The sequence below is a fragment of the Streptomyces sp. NPDC034049 genome, from assembly GCF_055575575.1.
Map to the genome: position 1 here is coordinate 190,982 of NZ_JBVISJ010000016.1, position 15,278 is coordinate 206,259.

The window sequence follows — 15,278 nt, forward strand, 5'->3', positions numbered from 1 at the left end:
GGCTATGTTGAGTGCTCGTGGGAGACGAAGGAGGCGCGCGGGTGCCATCGCCGCAGCAGGCACGTGCGCAGGCATCAGCGATCACGTCGGGGCGGACCGCCCCGGACACCGAGCAGTCGCCCACGTCCCGGCTCAGGGAGCTGTTCGACGGCCCCCGGCTCTCCCCGGGGCAGCGGCGGATCGCCCAGTACCTGATCGAGCACATCACCGAGGCCGCGTTCCTGTCGATCACCGACCTCGCGGAACGGGTCGGCGTGAGCCAGCCCTCGGTGACCCGGTTCGCGGCGGCCGTCGGCTTCAGCGGCTACCCCGCGCTCCGCGAGCGGCTCCAGGCCATCGCGCTGGCCACCCTCGGCAGCGCCCCGGGCGTTTCGGTGGCGGACCGCAGCAACGAACTGCAGGCCGCCGTGGACGCCGAGATCGAGAACCTGGAGAACCTGCGGCGCGACTTCGCCGACCCGGACCAGGTGATCGAGGTCGGCCGCGCCCTGTCCCGCTCGGCTCCGCTGACCGTCCTCGGCCTCAGGATCTCCGGCGCGCTCGCCGAGTACTTCGCGTACGCCGCGCGCCGTATCCACCCCGACGTGCGGCTGGTGACGAAGGGCGGCACGGTCGCCTACGACGCGCTGCTGCAGTCCCGTGAGGCGGGCGGTACATGGGTCCTGGCGTTCTCCATGCCCCGGCACGCGCAGGAGACGCTGACCGCGCTGCGGGTGGCCCACGGTGCCGGGCTCAAGGTGGCCCTGGTGACCGATCTGGCGCTCGGGCCGCTCGCGGACGAGGCGGACGCCGTCTTCGCCACCGGCACCGGCTCCCGCCTCGTCTTCGACTCCTACGCGGCCCCCGTGATGATGTCCTCCGCCCTGCTGCAGGCCATGACCGACGCCGACCCCGAGCGCACCCAGGCCCGGCTGGAGGCGTACGAGCAGGTGTCGGAGCAGCACCAGTTCTTCCTCAGGGACTGATCGCGCTCCACCCCCCATGCCAGGACAGCGGGGGATTCTTCCTGTCTTTCCCGGCATGAATTTTTCCATGCCCTTGCATACTCAGGGGTATATATAAATACTGCTCGCGGATCGTGACCCGGTGGAACGCCGGGTCACGTCGTCCACCGGGGACCGTCCGCTCCTACCCGCCACGGCACCCCGGGAGGCGGCCCCGGCCATCCCCTATGCCGGGGCCGCCCGGACTCCCCCCACCCGCTGCTGCACCCACGGCGTCGATGCAAGACCGGAGTGTTGAAACATGGCCCTGACCACCTCGCCCCTCCGCACGGACTGGCCGTGTCAGGTCAAGACACCCGGCAGTTACGACTGGGAGAGGTCCGCGGCCAAGTGGCTGCGCGAGCTGGTACCGGCCCGCTACGGCACCTATCCGGCGATGATGCGCCACCCCGTGCTGCTCGCCCGCCACGCGCAGATCCAGGTCCAGCACGAGATCCGGGTCGCCCGCACCGCCCTGCAGACCGCCCGCTCCGAGCTGCCCAGCCTCGGCATGTCCGAGTCGGTCATCGAGCACACCATCAAGATGTACGCCGCCGAGGTCATGCAGCTGAACCACATGGCCCGCTCCATCCGGGCCGTCAGCCAGGCCCTCGTCGACCACAACCTGGCCCGCGCCGCGCACTGACCCGCCCCCCGTTCCCGCGCGCCTCGGTACACGGCGCCGCCGGGGGTAGACGATGGACAGGCACCGGCCGGGCGCCCCGCCCGGCCCGACGGAGGGGCGGGAGAGATGGATTCCTGGACGTGGGTGATCGTCGCGGTCGCGGTGGTCGCGGCCGCGCTGCTCGGAGCGGCCCTCTGGCTGCTCCTGCGGCTCGTCCGCACCCGACGCGAACTGCGCCGGGCCGGACTCCCCACCGGCCCCAAGTGGGTCTTCTGGGGTGCCGTCCTCTATCTCGTCCTGCCGACCGACCTGGTGCCGGACCCGGTCTACCTGGACGACATCGGGGTCCTCCTGCTGGCGATCAGGTCCATGCGCTCCGGCCGCCAGGACGCCCTGGCGGCGATGGAGCGGCAGGAGGGCACGGGAACCGCCGTACGGGGATGAGGCGTTGTCGGGCTGACGGTCACTGCGACGGACGGCACCGATGAACGAGCTGGTACCCGGGGGCAACGTCCCTCTGCCGAGCGGCACCCTGACGATCAGGGTGCCGGGCCCCTTCGACGTCTCCGCCCTCGTCACCGACGACACCGGAAGAGTCCGCGGCGACGCGGACTTCGTCTTCTACAACCAGCCGACAGCCCCGGGGGCCCGGCTGGCGGGTGACACCCTGACGGTGGATCCACCGGGCCTCCGCCCCGGCGCGACCCGTCTCACCGTCGTCATCAGCCCCGCCGAGCCGGGCACCCCGTTGGGCCATCTGCCCGCCCCGACCCTGCTCGTCACGACCCCCGACGGCCGCACGATCACCCGCTTCACCCCGCCGAGGCCCCAGCGCGAGACCGTACTGCTGTTGGCGGAGCTGTACCGCAAGGGGCCGGGCTGGAAGCTACGGGCCCTCGGCCAGGGATACGCGGATGGACTGGCGGGGGTGGCGCGGGACTTCGGCGTGGAGGTGCTGGAGGACGCGACGGCGGGCGCGCCCCGTCAGGGGCGCGGGGAACTGCACGACCAGCCCCCACCGACCCGCACCCGCCCCACAACCCCACCCTCCCCCACCTCCGTCCCCACCGACTTCCTCGACCTGGTCAACTCCGCCCGAGCCGCCGCGGGTTCTCCGCCCGTCTCACCCGACGCCCGCCTCTCGACCGCCGCGCAGACCCACGCCACCGCGATGGCCGCCCGCGGCCGGCTCGCCTCGGAGAGCGAGGGCCTCTCCGTCCACCAGCGCGTCACCTCCACCGGTTACGCCTACCTCACCATCGGCGAACACCTGGTCTCCGGCCCCCGTACCGCCGCCGAGTTCGTGGACCACTGCCGCTCCGACCCCAAGGCCAGGCGCACCCTCTGCGAACCCGCCTGCACCCAGGCGGGCTTGGGCCAGGCCACCGACCCCCGCTCGGGAACCGTCTACTGGACGGCCCTCTGGGCGCAGCCCTTCTCCCCCGCCGGCCTCCGCCGGACCGCCACCGAGGTCATCACCCTCACCAACACCGAACGGGCCAGGGCCGGCCTCCCCCCGCTCTCCCCCGACCCCCGTCTCACCGACGCCGCCCAGGCGCACAGCGCCGACATGGTGGCCCGCGCCTTCTACGCGCACACCTCCCCCGACGGCCGCGAACCCTGGCACCGCGCGGCGGCGGCCGGCTCCACCCTGCGGTCCATCGGGGAGAACATCGCGTGCGGCCAGCGGTCCGCCGCCGAGGTGGTGCTCGGCTGGATGAACAGCCCCGGGCACCGGGCGAACATCCTCAAACCCGGCTTCACCCGTATAGGTATCGGATTCGTCGGCGGCGGCGCGGCCGGCACGTACTGGACCCAGCTCTTCGGCGGCTGAAACCGATCCACCCGACTGTCCCTCTTTCGGGTCGGGCAACTCGCCCCCAGACCTGGCTACTTGACTCTCCGTGATCACTCGACTCCAATGCACGTGTCGATGACGGCGGGCAACAGGAGACGAATCGGATGGTTCAGATGGTTTCGAGAACGCTGGTTTCGAGAACGGTGGGCACGGGTGTGGCGACACTGGGCGCGGTCGTCCTGTCCTCCCTCCTGACGGCCCCGGCCCACGCGGCCCCCGCGGCGGGGCCCGATACGACCGAACTGCGAAAAACGCTGCGCACGGCGCTGTCGCAGGGGGCGCCGGGCGCGTTCGCGAGGATCGACGACAACGGCAAGGTGCACCACCTGGCGGAGGGCGTCGCGGACCGGTCCACCAAGCGGGCCCTCGGCACCGGGGACCGCATCCGCGTCGGCAGTGTCACCAAGACGTTCACGGCGGTGGTCCTGCTGCAACTGGTGGACGAGGGCAAGATCAAGCTCGACACCTCCGTCAACACCTATCTGCCGGGCCTGCTGCCCGACAAGAAGATCACCGTGCGCCATGTGCTCAGCCACCGCAGCGGGCTGTACGACTACGCCAACACCCTCTTCTCCCCCAGCGTGGCGGGGTTCGAGAACGTGCGGAACAAGGTGTTCACCTACCGTCAGCTGGTGGACCTGTCGCTCGCCAAGCCGCTGACCAACAAGCCGGGCGCGTCCTACGCGTACTCCAACGCCAACTTCGTCGTCGCGGGCATGCTCATCGAGAAGATCACCAAGAAGCCGGTGGCGACCGCGTACCAGGACCGGATCATCAAGCCGTTGAAGCTGGCGGACACCTTCTACGTCCACCCGAAGAACACGATCCCCGGCAAGCACTCGCGCGGTTACATGACCGCCGACTCCTCCGGCAAGAAGATCGACTCGACGTTGCAGACGACGTCGTGGGCGCAGAGCGCGGGCGGTCTGGTGTCCGGGGCCAAGGACCTGAACAGGTTCATGTCGGCTCTGGTGCAGGGCAAGCTCACCTCGGCGGCCCGGCTGAAGGAGATGCTGACGTGGACGCCGGTGAACAGCACCCAGGCGTACGGGCTGGGGCTGCGCCGGCGCGACCTGTCGTGCGGGGTCTCGGTGTACGGGCACACGGGGACGGTTCAGGGCTACTACACCTGGGCGTTCACCTCGAAGAACGGCAAGCGCAGTGTGACCTCGTTCGCCAACACCTCCAACAACGGCACGGTGTACGCGACGGTCAACCGCACGCTGGAGTCCACCTTCTGCGGCTGACGGCCGCGCGGGGCACGCCCTCGGCCGCCCGGCGTCTCAGCCCGCCCTCCCCCGGTGGCGTCCGGGGCGGCGGTGCGGCGGCTGGTCCGGCGCCGGGCCGGGTGAGGTCGGCGCCGGGATGTCCAGCCGCCGGGGCTTGTCCCCGTCGAGGGTGACCGGCTCGCCGTGGTGACGGATGGTCAGCGTGTCGCCGGACAGCAGGGTGTAGGTGGCGTGGCGGGGTTTGATCTCCACGCGCAGACAGGTGTCGAGCAGCCCGACGTTGAAGGCGAGCCTGCTCAGGCGCTCGGGGAGGCGGGGTGCGAAGCCGACGGTCGTGCCGTGCTGGCGCATCCCGCCGAAGCCCGCGACCAGCGCCGTCCAGGTGCCGGCGAGGGCGGCGATGTGCAGGCCGTCGCGGGTGTTGTGCTCCAGGTCCGCCAGATCCATCAGCGCCGACTCGGTCAGATAGTCGTAGGCGAGACCGAGGTGGCCGACCTGGGCCGCGATAACGGCCTGGCAGCAGGCGGACAGGGAGGAGTCGCGGACGGTGAGCGGTTCGTAGTAGGCGAAGTCGCGGGCCATCTGGTCGTCGTCGAAGTGGTCGCCGCACTTGTACATCGCGAGGACCAGGTCGGCCTGCTTGACGACCTGTTTGCGGTAGAGGTCGAAGTAGGGGAAGTGCAGCATCAGCGGGTACTGGTCGGGCCCGGTGTTCTCGAAGTCCCAGCGCTGGTGGCGGGTGAACCCCGCGTGCTGCTCGTGGACGCCCAGCTCGTCGTCGTAGGGGACGTACATGGCCTGGGCGGCGTCGCGCCAGGCGGCGCTCTCCTCCTCGTCGACGCCGAGCTGCCGGGCGCGGTCGGGATGGCGTTCGACGGCGTCGCACGCGGCCAGCAGGTTCCGGCGGGCCATGAGGTTGGTGTACGTGTTGTCGTCGACGACGGCGCTGTACTCGTCCGGGCCGGTCACACCGTCGATGTGGAAGGCCCCGTGGTGGTCGTGGTGGCCGAGGGAGCGCCAGAGCCGGGCGGTCTCGACGAGGAGTTCGACGCCGGTGTCGCGTTCGAAGGCCGTGTCGCCGGTGACGGCGGTGTGGCGGACCACGGCGTCGGCGATGGCGGCGCCCACGTGGAAGGCGGCCGTGCCGGCGGGCCAGTACGCCGAGCGCTCCGAGCCGTCGATGGTCCGCCAGGGGAACGCGGCGCCCTTCAGGCCGAGTTGAGCCGCGCGGTCACGGGCGGCGGGCAGGGCGTTCTGCCGCCAGCGCAGGGCCTCGGTGACCGCGCCGGGGGCGGTGTGGGTGAGCAGCGGCAGGACGAAGGTCTCGGTGTCCCAGAAGGCGTGGCCGTCGTAGCCGGACCCGGTGAGGCCCTTGGCGGGGATGGCGCGCTGTTCGGCACGGGCGCCCGCCTGGAGGACGTGGAACAGGGCGAAGCGTACGGCCTGCTGGATCTCCTCGTCGCCGTCGACCTCGACGTCGGCGCGGGCCCAGAAGTCGTCGAGGTAGGACCGCTGTTCGTCGACGAGGCCCTGCCAGCCGCCGTACGCGGCGGCGGAGAGGGCGGCGTCGACCTGGTCGCCGACCGCGGGCAGCGAGCGGGTGCTGGACCAGCCGTGGGCGACCGTCTTCTCCACCCGCAGCCGCTCGCCGGGCGCCAGGACGGTGGTGGCGGTGAGGCGGGCGACGTCGTCCCGGCTCTCGGCGCCGGTGGTGATCTGGCCGGGCCCGGTGACGACGTGGTCGGCGGCGGCCGCGACGCGCAGACCGCTGCGCCGGGTGCGGTGGACCAGCCGGAGCCGCGTCCCGTCGGCGAAGTGCTCCTCCGCCTCCAGCGGGGCCTCCAGGGCGACGGCGGCCCGGGGATCGCCCTCGCGCCGGGGCAGTTGCTCGTTGGCGACCAGCTCCGACTGGACGACGACGCGTGCCTCGCCGTCGACGGCCTCGACCTCGTAGGCCACGGCGGCGATCGCCCGCTGGGTGAAGGACACCAGGCGGGTGGAGCGCACCCGGACGGTCGTGCCGGCCGGGGAGGTCCACTCGCAGCTGCGGCGCAGCACGCCCGCGCGGAGGTCGAGGACGCGTTCGTGGGAGCGCAGTCGGCCGTAGCGCAGGTCGAAGGGTTCGTCGTCGACGAGCAGGCGGAGGAGCTTGCCGTTGGTGACGTCGATGACCGTCTGCCCGGACTCGGGGTAGCCGTAGCCGGCCTCCGCGTAGGGCAGCGGGTGCAGTTCGTGGACGCCGTTGAGATAGGTGCCGGGCAGCCCGTGCGGTTCGCCCTCGTCGAGGTTGCCGCGCCAGCCGACGTGCCCGTTGGCGAGGGCGAACACGGATTCGCTCTGGGGCAGGACGTCGAGGTGGAGGCCCTGTTCGCGCAGCGCCCACGGATCGACGCCGTACGACCTGTGTGTGATCACGCCCACTCCCCCAGGTCCGTGAGGTCCGCCACGACGGTGTCGGCGCCGTGGGCGCGCAGGGCGTCGGCCTGGCCGACGCGGTCGAGGCCGACGACGTGTCCGAAGCGGCCCGCGCGTCCGGCGTCCATGCCGGCGAGGGCGTCCTCGAAGACGGCGGCGTCGGCGGGTTCGACGCCGAGGTCGTGGGCGGCGGCGAGGAAGGTGTCGGGGCGGGGTTTGCCCGGCAGGCCGCGTTCGGCGGCGACCACGCCGTCGATCCGTACGTCGAAGAGGTCCTCGGCGTCGATGGAGCGCAGGACGTCCCGGCAGTTGGCGCTGGAGGAGACGATGGCGGTGCGCAGGCCGTGGGCGCGGACGCGTTCGATGTAGCGCAGGGTGCCGTCGTAGGCCTCGACACCGTCGGTGCGGATGAGGTCCAGCAGGATGTCGTTCTTGCGGTTGCCGAGGCCGTGCACGGTGGGGGCGTCGGGCGGGTCGTCGGGGGTGCCGTCGGGGAGGTGGATGTCCCGGGAGGCCAGGAAGGTGCGGACGCCGTCGGCGCGGGGCAGGCCGTCGACGTACTGGTCGTAGTCGGCGGCGGGGTCGAAGGGCCGGAAGTCGTCACCGTCGCGTCGGCGCAGGAACTCGTCGAACGCCTTCTGCCATGCGGCGGCGTGCACGACGGCCGTCCTGGTGACGACCCCGTCGAGGTCGAAGAGGCAGGCGCGGATCCGCCGGGGCAGACCCAGTTCGGTGAGTTCGCTCGTTGCGGTCATGGAGGTGGGGTTCCCCGTCGTACGGAAGTCAGTGTGCCGGGCGGGTGAGAACCGGGTCATCGGCGGCTGATGCTGCCGCCGCCGCCCTGCGCGCGGCCGAGGGTGTGCAGGTGCTCCAGAGCGTCCAGGACGACGGTCCGGTCGTGCCAGGCGAGCCACTCGCCGGTCTCAGCGGCCGCGACGGTGAGCGCCTTGAGCTGAGCGCGCGTCAACCCCTTGAGCGGGCGTTCGAAGTGGGCGGAGACCATGCCCACGCACAGTCCGGAGGACGTGGTCAGGGGCACGCTGTGGCAGGCGCGGCTGCCCGCGCGCAGGATCGCCGTGCGGGCGTCCTCGGTGAACACCGGGTCCGTCGCCACGTCCTGGACGGTGACCTGGGCGACGTCCCGCGCGGCCTTGGCGCAGGCGGTGCCGTCCTCACCGACGTGCGCGAAGAAGTCGACGAACTCCGCCGGGTGGCCCGTGTGCCGTTCGATGCGCAGTCCGCCCTCGGTGCGGTCGGCGATCTGCACGTTGCCCATGTCGGTGCCGACGACGGTGAGGGCCTGGCTGAGGACGGAGGTCAGCACCTCGCTCCGGTTGCGGCGTCCGGTGCGGCGGTCGCGTGCCTCCCCGAAGCTGAGGGCCGGCTCCGCGTGCCGGGCCCGGCCGGGGAACCACAGCGCGTCGCGGGCACCCGGACGCGGTGCGCTGACCGCCGCGTCGGCGAGGGTGCGCAGTTTGACGTTGTACTGCTGCGAGGCCCGCTGGAGCAGCGCGAACGCGGACTCGGCGTCCGGCAGGGCGTAGCGCTCCCGCAGCATGCCCTGGGCCTGGGCGACCGACGCCCGGCTCTCCGTCCGGGTGCGCAGCTGTCGTACCTCGGCGCGCAGCCGCGCCAGTTCCTCCCGCACCGCCTCGTCGTCGCCGTCCGGCTCCGACCAGGGTCCTGCACGCATGGGCACCTTCCACTTGTCCCGCTCGAATGACAGCAGGGGTCGTCTGCCCGGCCCGGGTCGGAGTACGCCGGTCGGGTCTACCGTCTTCCTCATGCCTCTGACCTTCGACGACCTGCTGCGCCGGGCCGCCGCCCTGGCCCGCCCCGACCGCCGCGCCCTCCTCGGAATCGCGGGCGGCCCCGGCGCCGGGAAGACCACCTTGGCGGAGCGGCTGACCCGGGAGCTGAACGGCGCCGGCGAGCCCTGGGTCGCCCATGTCCCCATGGACGGTTTCCATCTGGCGGACGTGGAGCTCGACCGCCTCGACCGCCGGAACCGCAAGGGCGCGCCGGACACCTTCGACGCGGCGGGGTACGCGGCCCTGCTGGAGCGGTTGCGGGGCGACGAGGACGACGTCGTGTACGCGCCGGGGTTCGAGCGGACCCTGGAGCAGCCGATCGCGGGGGCGATCCCGGTCCCGCCGTCCGCGCGGCTGGTCGTCACCGAGGGGAACTATCTGCTGGTGCCCGGCGAACCCTGGTCGCGTGTCCGTTCCCAGCTGGACGAGGTGTGGTTCTGCGAGCTGGACGAGGCCGAGCGTGTCCGTCGTCTGGTCGCCCGCCACGAGGAGTTCGGCAAGGGGCATGACGAGGCGGTCGCCTGGGTCCTCCGCACGGACGAGCGCAACGCGGAGCTGGTGGCGACGACCAGGCCGTACGCGGACCTGGTGGTGCCGGCGTCGGCGATGCCCGCGGTGGAGGCGGGAGCGTAGGAACGGGCCGGGGGAATGAGGCAGCCCGACGTCGTCAGGAACGTCGGGCTGCCGGCTTGTGCGGCTTTTGGCCGGGGGCGGGAGGTCAGGGGCGCAGGGTCAGGGTCGGTTCGCCCCGGTCGTCGCCCGCCGGGTCACCGATCACGGCCGTGAACGCCTCCGTGCGGACCCTCAGCCCCTCCGCGACGCGGTCGAACGTGGGGTCGAAGATGTCGCCGGAGCCGCCGTAGCGGACGGCGAAGACGCTGAGGTCGTCCGGCGCACCCGGTGCGGGGGTGGCCTCGATGGCCGTGGAGGCCACCAGGTGGGACCAGCCCTCGTCGGGGTTTCCGTAGCCGCGCGGGTCGGCGGCGAGGGCGAAGGCGGCGCGTTCCTGGGTGGTGTCGGCGCGGGCGTCGAAGAACTCCGGGCCCTCGGCGGCCGGGTGGGTCAGCCACAGGTCGCCGGCCGAGGTCACATCGGCGTCCGCGATCCGGCGCAGGCCCTGGGCGTCGTCCGCCACGTACGGCAGTCCGGCGAGGAGGTACGGCTCGCCCGGTAGGCGTTCGACGGCGACCGTGGTCCACAGTCGGGTGCCGTCGGTGACGTACAGGGACTGGACGTGCCGCAGGACGTGGTCGCGGGTGACGACGGGCTTGGTGACGAGCTTGGCCGCGAGGCCGTCGGCGCGGACGTCCCGGACCCGGGTCTCGCCCATGGGCCGGCAGAGCAGGAAGCCGTCGACGACCGGCCCGAAGCCGTGCTGGCGGTCGACTGCGGCGGGGAGGAGATAGGTCCCGTCGGCCTCGATCAGGGCGGGCGTCATCCTGGAGTCGAAGGCGACGGAGACCCGGCCCGCCCGCAGTTGGTGCCGGGCCGGCCGGGTGGACGGGGCGCGGTGCCAGGGTGTGGTGTCCAGGATCTGCCAGACCAGCATCCACGCGAAGTGGCCGTCGACGCCGCCGTCCGGCTTGACCGCGTGCCGGCCCCATCGGGTGTCGCCCCGGTAGCGGCCCAGGTCGGCGCCGATGCGGTGGCCGAAGTAGCGCAGGCCGAGCACGGACTCGAAGCCGGAGTGCTGTTCGCTGTAGCGGGGGCCGCCGTTGTCGAAGCCGCCGACGGTGAGGCGTGCGTCGATGTAGCGGGCGACCGCCTCCCCGTCCTCGGCGAACATCTCCTCGCCGCTCACCCGGTGGGCCTGGGCGAGGAAGGACAGGGAGATGGGGCCGTAGTTGTTGTCGTAGGCGCCGCCGTGCTCGGGTGGGAGGAGGGCGCCCCGGTCGCGTACCCGGTGGGCGCGGATCTCGTCGGCGTACAGGGTGATCGCCTGTGCGCGGACCCGCTCGCCGTCCTCGGGCGGAAGGTGGCGGGCCAGCATCAGGCCGCCGACGACGCAGCCGATGGCCTGGTTGCCGGCCTCCTGCGGGTTGAAGAAGGTCGCCTCGGTGAGCCAGCGCCAGTAGCCGCGGCTCATCTCCCGCAGGGCGCCGGTCTGTTCGTCGGTGAGGAGGCCCTCGGCGAGGTCGAGCAGGTTGACGGCCTGGAGGAGCGCCCAGACGGTGCTCGGCCAGTCGCCGATCGGGTGGGCGCCGGGCGCCAGGGTGTAACGGGCGTACGGGAAGCCGGAGTTGCGCACCCGCAGGTTCGGGTAGCCGGGGTTGTCGTCGGTGAAGACGCGCTCCCGGAGGTGGAAGTCGGTGCTGCGGCCGACCGCCTCCGGCAGACGCGGGTCCTTGGTGCGCTGCCAGGCGAGGGCGAGCAGGGAGGTGATGCCGAGGGAGGTGTCGCCGATGTCGTCGACACAGTCGGGGTGTTCGAGGTTGCCCTCGGGCGTGATGCGCGCGAGGGCCTGCTCGACGACCTCGGTGAGGACCTCGTCGTACGCCTCGGGGGTGGACGGCAGGTCGTGCAGGGGCCGGCGCTGGTGCGTGAGGTGCACGGGAGGGGACGTGAGGTCCACGGGGATCAGCCCTTCGTACCTGGGGTGGCCATGGCGTGGTGCGTCGGAGTCACACGACGGGTGCGGGCCGGCGGGCACGCAGTGCGACGGTCAGTGTGTGGGGGCCCAGTCCACCGAGGTAGACACGGTTGCCGGTCGTGGCGTCGGTGCCGCCCACCACGGTGTGGTCCTGGCCCGGGTCGTACCGCAGTACGTCGCTCCGGTCCGGCCCGGCCGGCGGTTCGCCCGCCTCGATCTCGGCCTCGACCCGGATCTCGTCGTCGCCGACCCGGTAGGTCATCGGCCCGTTCGTCAGGCACCAGCGGCCGTCGCCGATCGGTACGGCCCCCTCCGGCTCGCCGCCCGGCCGGAAGGTCAGTTCGAGGGCCCAGGGGACCCGGGGTCCGCTGATGTCGATCCGCAGGTCGGCGCCGTCCTCCCGGAGTTCCACGTCGACGCGGGTCGTGTGGGAGACCTCGTCCCTGGGCCGGTCCGGGAAGGCCATCGAGGCCGAGAAGCGTCCGTCGTCCACCAGCCGGTAGGCGCCGTCGTCCCGCCGCCGGTCCTCAGGGAGCGGCTGGTAGTAGGCGGCGGTGAGGGTTTCGGTGAGCCGGTACCGGTGGTCGGCGATCTGTCGCATGTCGGCGGCACGGAACGGGCCCAGGTCGAAGAACCCCCGCGAGAGACGAACCGCGTCGAGGACCGCGTCGCCGGCGAACAGGCGCAGGAAGGTGGGGTTGCAGGCGAGGCCCGAGCGGATGCGTCGGTGTTCGGGCACGTCGGAGCCGCCATGGACCACCGTGTGCGCGGTCGCCGAGGCGCGCGCGGCCAGGCGTGCGGTGGTGAGGTACCGCTCACGCGGCAGGGTCTCCGCGGCCGGGGCCGGCAGCGCGCGGCACAGGTCGGGGGTGAGCAGGGTCTGCGCGAGCAGGTCGGGGTCGTCGATGCCACCGGCGGCCGCGAGCCGTGCCGCCCTGGCGAAGTCGCCCCGGCCGGTGCGGATCGCGAGCAGCCGGTAGTGCGGCAGGTAGGGCGCGAGCGGGAACGGGTGGTACTGGTCCTGCCGTCGCGAGTGGACGGTCTCCACCGTGCCGTCCGGCCTGATCAGGTCCAGGGTGGTGGCGAGATTGCGTTCGACGGCGCCCTGGAGGTCGGCGCGGCCGAGCACCTCGGCGAGGAGCAGCAGCGACGGGTTGGACACATGGGCCGCGTAGTTGGCGCTGCGTTCCGAGTACAGGCCGTCCGCGTCGATGTCGACGCCCTCGGCGAGCCACTGCTCGACGCGGTGGAGCAGCCGGTCGTCCGGGAACGACCGGTGCAGCCGGGCCAGCGCCGCGCACAGCTCCCAGCGGTGGTTCGGGGTGTGCACCCCACCGGTCAGGAGACTGGCCGTCGCGGCGCCGGCGATGTCGGCGAGCGCGGCGGTGACGTCGCGCAGTTCGGGCCCCGCGCCGGCGGCGAGGACGTGCGCGTCGCACACGTCGTTGACGGTGAAGGCGGAGTCCGGCGGTGACTGCACGTTGTCGCCGCCGGCGAAGAGTCCGGTGGTGGTCTGCGTGGCCCGCAGGGCACGCAGGTGGGTCAGCGCGGCGGCGACGGCCGGCCCGCTGCCGTGCAGGGCCGAGTCCGGGGAACGGTGGGCCGCGACCAGGGTCTTCACCCGCCACGCCAGCCCACGGTGCGGGACACCGGTGGGTTCCCTGTCGGGGTCGGCCGCCAGGGGGGCGGCCGACCGGTCGGCGGCGCGGGCCGCCGACCGGACGAACTCGTGGTCGAGCGGGGAGGGCAAGGTCAGTCCTTCAGTCCGGCGTTGATGTCGGCGTTCATGACGTACTTCTGGAACACCAGGAAGACGACGATCAGCGGGACCATGGAGATGACCGATCCGCCGAGCAGCACCGACCAGTTGATGTTCTGTGCGCCGACGAGGCTCTGGATGCCGATCTGCACGGTGAACTTCTCGGGGTCGTTCAGCATCAGCAGCGGCCAGATGTAGTCGTTCCACCGCCACTGGAACGACAGGATGGCGAGCGTCAGCATGATGGGCCGGGAGAGCGGCACCATGATCCGCAGGAAGATCGACAGCTCTTTCGCGCCGTCGATGCGGGCGGCCTCGATGAGCTCGTCGGGGACCGTCAGGAAGAACTGGCGGAACATGAAGCAGCCGGTCGCGGTGAGCAGGGCCGGGAGGATGATGCCGGAGAGCGAGTTGTAGAAGCCGAGGTCGCGGACCACCAGGAACAGCGGGGCGAGCATGACCTCGGCCGGCAGCATCGTGGTGGCCAGGATGCAGAGGAAGAACGCCTTGAGCCACTTGTTGTCGTACTTGGCCAGCGCGTACCCGGTGCAGCAGCTGACTCCCACCGTGAGGATCGTCGCGATCACACACACGATGGTCGTGTTGATGAAGTACTCGGAGAAGTTGGCGCTCGCCCACGCCTCCTTGTAACCCGACACGGTGGGGTCGTCGGGGAACACCGTCAGCGGAAGGGAGAACAGGTCTCCGGCCGGTTTGAGGGAGCTGAGGACGAACCACAGCACCGGCACCCCGTAGAGGGCCGCGAGGACCCACAGCAGGGTCGTCGGGGCCACCGCGCGCCGAAGCCCACCGGTGGCCGAGCCGCCGGCCCGCTTCTTGCGGACAGGTCGTCCGGGTCCGGCGTCGACCTTGCGTGGCATGTCTGTGGTTGTCATCGGTTCTCCACCCGCCGGTTCACCATCATCTGGATGATCGCGACGGCCATCAGGATGAGCATGAGCACGAACGACGCGGCGCTCGCGTAGCCGATCTGGCCCGACTTGAACCCCGTCTGGTAGATGTACTGGACCAGCAGGTTGTTCGACGTTCCGGGTCCACCGTTGTTGAGGGAGGCGAACACCGCGTATTCCTTCATCGCGTGGATCGTGTTGAGCAGGATGACGATGAAGGACGTGGGGGCGATGCTCGGCAGGGTGATGCTGAAGAACTGGCGCCACGGACCGGCGCCGTCGAGCGCGGCCGCCTCGTAGTACGACGTCGGGACGTTCTTGATCGCCGCGATGAACAGCAGCATGGAGAAGCCCGTCCAGGCCCAGGCCGCCGCCACCACGACCACGAGCAGTGACAGGTCCGCGTTCGACTGCCAGGGAACGGCGCTGCCGCCGACCTTCTCGATGAAGTAGTTGACCAGTCCGAAGTTCTCACCGAACAGCCATCGCCACAGGACACCCACGATGATGGGCGACAGCAGCCACGGGATGAAGAAGAAGATGCGGGCGACCGACGCGCCCTTGGCGTGCTTGCTCACCAGCACGTTGGCGATGAGCAGCGAGAGCACGAAGTTCAGCGGGACGAAGAGCACGGTGTACAGCAGCGTGCGGGTCGTCGCGGCGTAGAAGGTCGAGTCCCCGAGCAGCTTCTGATAGTTGTCCAGTCCCACGAACTGGAACGCGCCCACGCCCGTGTAGTTCGTGAAGGAGTAGACGAGCCCGATCACCGCCGGCCAGACGAAGAACAGCGCGAAGAGCACGACGTTGCCGGAGATGAGGACGAGCGGTGCGAGGGTGTACTTGCTTCGTCTCCTGGGCGGGCTCACGGACACGTCCGAGGCGTCCGGGGCGCGTTTGGTCATCTTGCTGACTCCGTGCTGGTGGAATGGGTTCCTGGAGGCTCAGGCCATGAGCCCGGCATCACATGGGTGGGGTCCGCGGTCCCGGGGGGGGGGGGGGGGGGAAAGACGCCCAGGAACGCCAGTTCCTTCTCCGCCCCCCCCCCCCCCGTTTTCCTCCTCTCCCCCTCTCTTCCCGGCCCTTTTCTGCCAACCTTA

Annotated in this window: 13 protein-coding genes; 6 read left to right on the plus strand and 7 right to left on the minus strand. The window is 71.5% G+C overall.

Features of this window, described 5'->3' with window-relative positions:
- Positions 1-41: 41 nt before the first annotated feature.
- The 5 genes from ACZ52C_RS34995 (at position 42) to ACZ52C_RS35015 (ending at position 4,713) form a co-directional block, all read left to right on the plus strand.
- Complete coding sequence (locus ACZ52C_RS34995) at positions 42-965, plus strand: MurR/RpiR family transcriptional regulator (RefSeq protein ID WP_469078564.1); 924 nt, start codon at positions 42-44, stop codon at positions 963-965.
- A gap of 280 nt (positions 966-1,245) precedes the next feature.
- The gene (locus tag ACZ52C_RS35000; protein ID WP_045560154.1) at positions 1,246-1,629 is read left to right on the plus strand and encodes a hypothetical protein; all 384 of its coding nucleotides are present in this window, start codon (positions 1,246-1,248) and stop codon (positions 1,627-1,629) included.
- Positions 1,630-1,734: 105 nt separating this feature from the next.
- Entirely contained in the window at positions 1,735-2,052 is a 318-nt protein-coding gene (locus ACZ52C_RS35005) for a YkvA family protein (protein WP_469078565.1), read from the plus strand.
- Positions 2,053-2,092: 40 nt separating this feature from the next.
- The gene (locus ACZ52C_RS35010) at positions 2,093-3,442 is read left to right on the plus strand and encodes a CAP domain-containing protein (RefSeq protein WP_469078566.1); all 1,350 of its coding nucleotides are present in this window, start codon (positions 2,093-2,095) and stop codon (positions 3,440-3,442) included.
- A gap of 167 nt (positions 3,443-3,609) precedes the next feature.
- Positions 3,610-4,713, plus strand: a complete 1,104-nt coding sequence (locus ACZ52C_RS35015) for a serine hydrolase domain-containing protein (protein ID WP_469078586.1) — start codon at positions 3,610-3,612, stop codon at positions 4,711-4,713.
- 36 nt (positions 4,714-4,749) lie between these two features.
- Here ACZ52C_RS35015 and ACZ52C_RS35020 read toward each other — a convergent pair whose 3' ends face one another.
- From ACZ52C_RS35020 to ACZ52C_RS35030, 3 genes are read right to left on the minus strand one after another with little or no spacing between them, the layout of a single operon-like run.
- The gene (locus tag ACZ52C_RS35020) at positions 4,750-7,110 is read right to left on the minus strand and encodes a glycoside hydrolase family 65 protein (protein ID WP_469078567.1); all 2,361 of its coding nucleotides are present in this window, start codon (positions 7,108-7,110) and stop codon (positions 4,750-4,752) included.
- A complete protein-coding gene (locus tag ACZ52C_RS35025; protein ID WP_469078568.1) occupies positions 7,107-7,865 on the minus strand; it encodes an HAD family hydrolase in 759 nt (252 codons plus the stop codon). Before ACZ52C_RS35025 ends, ACZ52C_RS35020 begins: the two co-directional genes overlap by 4 nt.
- Before the next feature lie 56 nt (positions 7,866-7,921).
- Positions 7,922-8,803, minus strand: a complete 882-nt coding sequence (locus ACZ52C_RS35030; RefSeq protein WP_469078569.1) for an ANTAR domain-containing protein — start codon at positions 8,801-8,803, stop codon at positions 7,922-7,924.
- Between the two features lie 91 nt (positions 8,804-8,894).
- Here ACZ52C_RS35030 and ACZ52C_RS35035 point away from each other — a divergent pair, with 91 nt between their 5' ends.
- The gene (locus tag ACZ52C_RS35035; RefSeq protein WP_469078570.1) at positions 8,895-9,554 is read left to right on the plus strand and encodes a nucleoside/nucleotide kinase family protein; all 660 of its coding nucleotides are present in this window, start codon (positions 8,895-8,897) and stop codon (positions 9,552-9,554) included.
- A gap of 85 nt (positions 9,555-9,639) precedes the next feature.
- Here the strand turns inward: ACZ52C_RS35035 and ACZ52C_RS35040 are convergent, their stop codons facing one another.
- From ACZ52C_RS35040 to ACZ52C_RS35055, 4 genes are all read right to left on the minus strand, one after another.
- The gene (locus ACZ52C_RS35040) at positions 9,640-11,472 is read right to left on the minus strand and encodes a hypothetical protein (protein ID WP_469078587.1); all 1,833 of its coding nucleotides are present in this window, start codon (positions 11,470-11,472) and stop codon (positions 9,640-9,642) included.
- Positions 11,473-11,542: 70 nt separating this feature from the next.
- Positions 11,543-13,261: a hypothetical protein gene (locus ACZ52C_RS35045; protein ID WP_469078571.1), complete on the minus strand. Its 1,719-nt coding sequence runs from the start codon at positions 13,259-13,261 to the stop codon at positions 11,543-11,545.
- Between the two features lie 2 nt (positions 13,262-13,263).
- Entirely contained in the window at positions 13,264-14,166 is a 903-nt protein-coding gene (locus ACZ52C_RS35050; protein ID WP_469078572.1) for a carbohydrate ABC transporter permease, read from the minus strand.
- Positions 14,163-15,083: a carbohydrate ABC transporter permease gene (locus ACZ52C_RS35055; RefSeq protein ID WP_469078573.1), complete on the minus strand. Its 921-nt coding sequence runs from the start codon at positions 15,081-15,083 to the stop codon at positions 14,163-14,165. The genes ACZ52C_RS35050 and ACZ52C_RS35055 overlap by 4 nt, the downstream gene beginning before the upstream one ends.
- Positions 15,084-15,278 lie beyond the last annotated feature (195 nt).